The organism is Cedecea sp. (assembly GCF_036500665.1).
Taxonomy (GTDB): domain Bacteria; phylum Pseudomonadota; class Gammaproteobacteria; order Enterobacterales; family Enterobacteriaceae; genus Cedecea.
The window spans coordinates 1-2,075 of record NZ_DASYBS010000054.1 but is presented as its reverse complement, the minus strand read 5'-3'; the positions used below and the strand labels follow the sequence as shown (position 1 = coordinate 2,075).

At 54.6% G+C, this 2,075-nt stretch carries 2 protein-coding genes and 1 pseudogene; all 3 read left to right on the top strand.

The window, feature by feature from the left end; all coding sequences use genetic code 11:
- Positions 1 to 559, top strand: a pseudogene (locus VGM55_RS08605) (hypothetical protein); the annotation flags it as partial.
- Positions 560 to 561: 2 nt separating this feature from the next.
- The gene (locus VGM55_RS08600; RefSeq protein ID WP_331635246.1) at positions 562 to 1,134 is read left to right on the top strand and encodes a tail fiber assembly protein; all 573 of its coding nucleotides are present in this window, start codon (positions 562 to 564) and stop codon (positions 1,132 to 1,134) included.
- A 188-nt stretch (positions 1,135 to 1,322) separates the two neighbouring features.
- Positions 1,323 to 2,075 (top strand): RHS repeat-associated core domain-containing protein (locus VGM55_RS08595; protein ID WP_414648227.1); only part of this gene is annotated, 753 nt, incomplete at its 3' end.

The window sequence follows — 2,075 nt, the reverse complement described above, 5'->3', positions numbered from 1 at the left end:
GGTGCTGGTCTCCGGAAAAAATGATTTCCCCTCTGGCTGTATTCATATTCTCGATGACCAGGGGCGCGACCATATCTGGATGTTTAACCCCAACGATAACGCCTTTACCGCGAACGGGTCCATTCGCGCAGGTGCCAGCGTTTATGCCGGCGGGGCGATTTTCGAGCCCGGCGGTAATATCAATGGCGAAATCTGGGGTGGCTGGCTGAGCACATGGCTCGCTAATCAATTTACCGCACGGGATAACAACATCAATACCCGTGCCACCTGGGACTGGGCAAACAGTCAGTTTGCCGCACGGGATGAAAATATCAACACCCGCTCGACATGGGACTGGGTGAATCAACGTATTGGTGAAGTGCAGAGCTGGACGTTGCAGAACTTTGTCTCCAGCGTGCAGCTGGGCGCGGTGATTTCCACCTGGTGGCCGGCCGCGGGCGGTGACGCGCCTGCGGGTTACGTGCTGACCGGCGGGGATTTTAATGAAGACCAGTCTTATGTGCGCTACAAACCCGTACAGTTCTGGACGCGTGGCGGGTGGGTGAATGCGCAGGGGTAAACATGCAAAATATTAAAAATTTCAGGGTAAAACAGCCCACCAAAAAAGACACTGAAAAGTACGGTGCTGCCACTGCCGGTATACGTTTTTTCGAATCAGAAGACGGGCAGGACTGGTATGAGTGCCAGTCATTGTTTGCGGATAACACGATAAAAATCATGTACGACAGCGAGAATGTTATTCGCTCCGTCATTGATAAGCCGGTGCCGGAGCGTGGCAACATTTATGCCGTGTCGATGTTTTCCCCCGAGGGGATGAGCGTTGCAGAAATTAGCGAGAAGTTACCGGAGGGCTTCAGCATCAGGCGCGGGGAATGGGTATTCGACGGTAAAAAAGTTGTCCCGCGCACCTGGTCGAAAGAGGAACTAATTGCGCAGGCCTGGAAAACAAAATCAGCACTGCTTGATGAAGCCGCACACGTGATAGCGCCGCTGCAGGATGCATCAGATGTTGAGATGGCAACGGAGGAAGAGTTACAGCAACTCAGGGCCTGGAAGACTTACCGCGTCCTCCTGAGTCGTGTCGATGTCAGTGCTGCGCCGGATATTGCCTGGCCGGAAAAGACGAGCGACTGAACACGCGAAAGAAACCCCTCCCTCACATTTTACACCGGAGACAATATTCATTTCTCTTACCTTCCTGAGCGGAAAAAACGGCGGTCAGGGGGGAGGAATAACCGTGGCTGCTCCCCGGTGTAAACTGTGAGGAACAGCCCCCCGTCAATTTTTACCACGAATTATCTACTAATTTACAGGGATTTATTATGACGAGTTGTGCTCTGGCTTTTAACGGGGAGCGTCTGGACCCCGTGAGTGAAACCTGTCACCTGGGCAATGGCTATCGGGCCTACAGCCCGGTTTTGATGCGCTTTACCCGCCCCGACAGCTGGAGTCCGTTTGGGGCTGGTGGAATTAACGCTTATGCATACTGTGCAGGTGACCCGGTTAACCGGGCAGACCCCACAGGGCATATGAGCTGGCAAACCGGTCTGGGGATTGGACTGGGGATTCTGGGTATCCTTGGGGCAGTATTTACCGGCGGAGCATCCATTGCGGCGGCTGGCAGCATCAGTGCCGCCCTGGCAGGGGCTTCGACGGTATCGCTGGTTGTGGGGACTACGGCGCTGGTGGCGGATGTCACCGGGATTGCAAGCGCGGCGACAGAGGAGAGCAACCCTGATGCATCGGCAGCGTTGGGCTGGACTTCACTGGCATTGGGGATATTGTCGCTGGGGGCAGGACTGGCTGGCAGAATGGTGAAGCCGGGAACTAAAACAGTGGCGGCAGCGTCGAGGAACATTGATGGATATGCCTCAGAGCAGATTGCTGCCTGGGACCGCGTCGCCACACGGGGTCTGGGGAGAGGGAAGCTTCTCGGGGGAATGTCCAAGACAAATAGTGCGCTTGAAAAATTTGCACAAGGTCACCCTGACGATTTTAGACTAGTACTCAACAAGCTGTCAGGAAGGGATATTGACCAACTTCGTGCAACTTCTACCACTATGCACAATGCAGTT